Source organism: Flavobacteriales bacterium (genome assembly GCA_013214975.1).
Lineage (GTDB): Bacteria > Bacteroidota > Bacteroidia > DT-38 > DT-38 > DT-38.
The window spans coordinates 1-3,909 of sequence record JABSPR010000084.1; the positions used below are offsets into that span (position 1 = coordinate 1).

Consider the following 3,909-nt stretch of genomic DNA (forward strand, 5'->3'; position numbering starts at 1 on the left):
AAATTCTAATTCAGAAATAATTCTGATTCCCTTAGACCTAATCTTTTTAATGATTTCGGCCGTTTCTGGAATCCCCGGACTTTTTATTATTTCGTCCGAGTGCAATATTTCTTCTTCAGAATGCTGCTTCTCTTCCCATTCAATTTCAAACTTTGAAAGAACGTTCTTATACTCTTCTCTTATCTCCCCTCTGTCGGATACAAATACATACAACCCTTTCTGTTTTCCGAGAATAGCTGCTCCAACTCCGCTTTCGCCTGCACCTAAAATTGCTATCCTCATCCTTAATTCCTACCTCAGTTTCAGTGTAATAATACTTGCCAACGCCAGCATAATTCCAATAATCCAGAACCTCGATACTATCTTTGCTTCATGCACTCCTTTCTTCTGAAAATGATGATGCAAAGGAGCCATCAAGAATATTCTTCGGCCTTCGCCATATTTTTTCTTCGTGTATTTAAACCATGCTACTTGCATTACTACAGACATGTTTTCGATTAAGAAAACTCCGCACAAAACAGGTATCAATAATTCTTTCCTTACCACTATTGCTAAGGCTGCAATGATGCCACCTATTGCCAAACTTCCGGTGTCTCCCATAAACACTTGGGCTGGATATGCATTGTACCATAAGAAACCTATACATGCACCTAGAAAGGCTCCTACAAAAACAGTAAGCTCACCGATATTCGGGATGTACATAATGTTCAAGTAATCTGAGAACATCAGATTACCAGAGATGTAAATAAAGAGTGCAAGAGTAAATACTATAATTGTTGACGTACCGGTTGCCAAACCGTCTAGACCGTCTGTCATGTTTGCGCCGTTAGAAACAGCCGCAATAATAAATATCACAACTAGTATATAAAGTACCCAAGTATAAGATCTCAGTTCGGGACTGATCCAAGCCAGTATTGAAGAGTAGTTAAGTTCATTATCCTTAACAAAAGGAATAGTAGTGTTAGGCATTTTTCTACTCAACATGTAATGTATTTCACCTTCAGAATCTTCAACTTCCGTTACGTCTTCCGCATCAACACTTGCAACAACTTCTGCAGGTATTTCTACTTTGGTAATAATATCTTGGTGGAAGTAAACTGTAACCCCTACAATAATTCCGACCGCTACTTGACCCAATATTTTAAACTTACCAGCAAGTCCTTTTTTATCCTTCTTAAATACTTTGATATAATCATCCGTGAAACCAATTAATCCAAGTAGAGCAGTAACTACAATGAGAAGAACAACATAAACGTTTCGTAAATCAGCAAATAATAAGGTTGGAATAATTATCGCAGACAAGATTATAAGTCCACCCATAGTTGGTGTTCCTTGTTTCTCCATCTGACCTTTTAAACCAAGGTCCCGAACTGTTTCACCAACTTGCATCTGATGCAGTAGTTTAATAATCCTGCCACCAAATAACCATGAGATTGCCAGCGAACCAAAGATTGCCATGGCAGTTCGGAAAGTGATATAATCGAACAAACCAGCCCCTGGCATATTGAAGTGCTCCTGAAGGAATCTAAATAGATAGTATATCATCAGTCCTCCATCATTTTAAGTGTGTCTTCTAATATTTGCACGTCGTTAAATGGCAATTTCTCGCCATTAATTTCTTGGTATTTTTCATGTCCTTTACCTGCAACCAAAATAATATCGCCATGATCGGCAAGTGAACAAGCAGTTTTAATTGCTTCCTTTCTATTTACTATAGAAAGTGTTTTTCTTTGATTAACAGCGTTAACACCTTTTTCCATTTCCTTAATTATAGCATCAGCACTCTCATTCCTTGGGTTATCTGAAGTGAGAATCACCTTATCGCTCATTTCACAAGCTACCTTTGCCATTAATGGACGTTTAGCAACATCTCTATTGCCTCCACATCCTATTACTGTAATTATTTTTCCTGTTCCAGCCCGAACATCATGCAGGGCATCTAAAACATTCTTCAACGCGTCTGGTGTATGTGCATAGTCAACTATGGCCTTAATGCTTTCTATTGATTCTACTCTTTGAAATCTTCCTTCAACAGCTGTGAGATTACTTATCGCGGTTAATAAAGCCAACTTATCTTCTTTCAATAACATACCAACTCCATATACAACAAGTAGATTGTAAGCATTAAACTCTCCAATCAACCTTGTCCAAACTTCATTATCATCTAGCATTAAATGAAGACCCGAAATGTCATTCTCTATTACCTTCGACTTAAATTCAGCCATGGTTTTTAGAGCAAATGAATGAACAGTGGATGCAGTGTTTTGAACCATTATGTCTCCGTTTCGATCGTCCATATTAATTAATGAGAAAGCATCTTTTGAAAGCTCATCAAAAAATTTCTTTTTCGCATTAATGTATTCTTTGAATGTACCGTGGTAATCCAAATGATCGTGGCTAATATTGGTAAATACGGCTCCTTTGAATTTCAAACCTGCGATTCTCTCTTGGACAATCGCATGTGAACTTACTTCCATAAAGCAATGGGTGCATCCCTCATCCACCATTCTAAATAATAATTGGTTTAGCTGAATAGGATCAGGAGTTGTGTGCGTAGAAGCAATCTTTTCGTCGCCGATCATATTTACAACTGTAGATAGTAAACCAACTTTATAGCCTAATTCAATAAATACACTTTGCAATAATGTAACTGTAGTTGTTTTTCCATTTGTCCCAGTTATACCAATCAGGTTTAACTTTTCAGAAGGACAGTTATAGAAATTAGAGGCTATTATTGGAAGAGCTACTTGACTGTTTTCAACTTGTATGTATGTGATGCCCTTAATAATTTCAGAAGGCATCTTCTCACAAACAATGGCAATGGCACCTTCTAAAATAGTTTGACCGATATATTTATACGCGTCTACTTGAATTCCCTTAACAGCGATAAAGAGGGACTCCTCTCCCACTTCTCTAGAATCAGAATGGATAGACTGTACAGCAATATCCGTAGACCCAATAATGTCTACAATACCTGCTTTATATAATATGTCTTTTAAAACCTTCACTATGATAGTTTCAAATATATTTTCTGGTTTCCACGGCTTGCTTGTCCTGGAGTAATTGATTGCTCTTTCACAACACCCCTTCCTTCTGTTATCACATTTAATCCCGAATTCTCAAGCAAATAGATTGCATCTCTTAATCCCATACCAATTACATTTGGCACTAGGTTGCTAATTATTTTTCTATTCTGAAGGCTTACAGATTCCTGATTTGTACTTGATACTACCCAGTCGCTTGCAGATTCTGAAATCTCCGTTTCCACACCAATTCCCTCAAACACTTTTACTAAATCCTTCTTATAACCGTGCTTAGAATATGGCACTCTCGAATTAGCTTTACTCTCCATGTCAGCCAATTCTTCATGCAACTCCATGCTTCGAGAAAAAATCTTATTAGCGATTTCCTTAAAGATTGGTCCAGCAACAGAGGCGCCATAATAATCAAACCGAGTAGGCTCGCTCACCACAACTATACACGAGTACTTTGGATTATCCGCTGGAAAATACCCTGCAAAAGAGGCTCTATATATGCGCTTTCCGTAGCCTTTATCTTTGTCCGCAACTTTAGCCGTTCCTGTTTTACCAGCTATTTTAAACTCAGCACTCTTTAGTATTTGCGCCGTTCCATTTTCAACTACACCAACTAGCATCTCATGAACCTTCTCAATTGTAGATTCAGAACATATTTCTTCTTCTAAAACTTCCGTACTAAATCGCTTTATAAGCTTACCCTTATCACTAATTTCCTTTACTAATAATGGCTTTACCATTTTTCCTTTGTTTGCGACCGCATTATAGAGTGTAAGAATTTGAAGAGGCGAGAATCTAGTAGAATATCCGATAGCCATGGACGGAAGCGTAGTTCCAGACCAGGCATCGCTATTAACATCAATTAGTACTGGTT

The 3,909-nt window shown here is 37.6% G+C and carries 4 protein-coding genes; all 4 read right to left on the reverse strand.

Annotated elements, in window-relative coordinates:
• Positions 1 to 282 (reverse strand): UDP-N-acetylmuramoyl-L-alanine--D-glutamate ligase (locus HRT72_03650; protein ID NQY66801.1); only part of this gene is annotated, 282 nt, incomplete at its 3' end.
• Between the two features lie 9 nt (positions 283 to 291).
• Positions 292 to 1,545, reverse strand: coding sequence for a phospho-N-acetylmuramoyl-pentapeptide-transferase (locus tag HRT72_03655; GenBank protein ID NQY66802.1), 1,254 nt, complete (start codon positions 1,543 to 1,545; stop codon positions 292 to 294).
• On the reverse strand, positions 1,545 to 3,008 hold the full coding sequence (locus HRT72_03660) for a UDP-N-acetylmuramoyl-L-alanyl-D-glutamate--2,6-diaminopimelate ligase (protein ID NQY66803.1): 1,464 nt from the start codon (positions 3,006 to 3,008) through the stop codon (positions 1,545 to 1,547). The genes HRT72_03655 and HRT72_03660 overlap by 1 nt, the downstream gene beginning before the upstream one ends.
• A partial coding sequence (locus HRT72_03665) for a PASTA domain-containing protein (GenBank protein NQY66804.1) occupies positions 3,008 to 3,909 on the reverse strand: 902 nt, incomplete at its 5' end. The genes HRT72_03660 and HRT72_03665, both read right to left, overlap by 1 nt.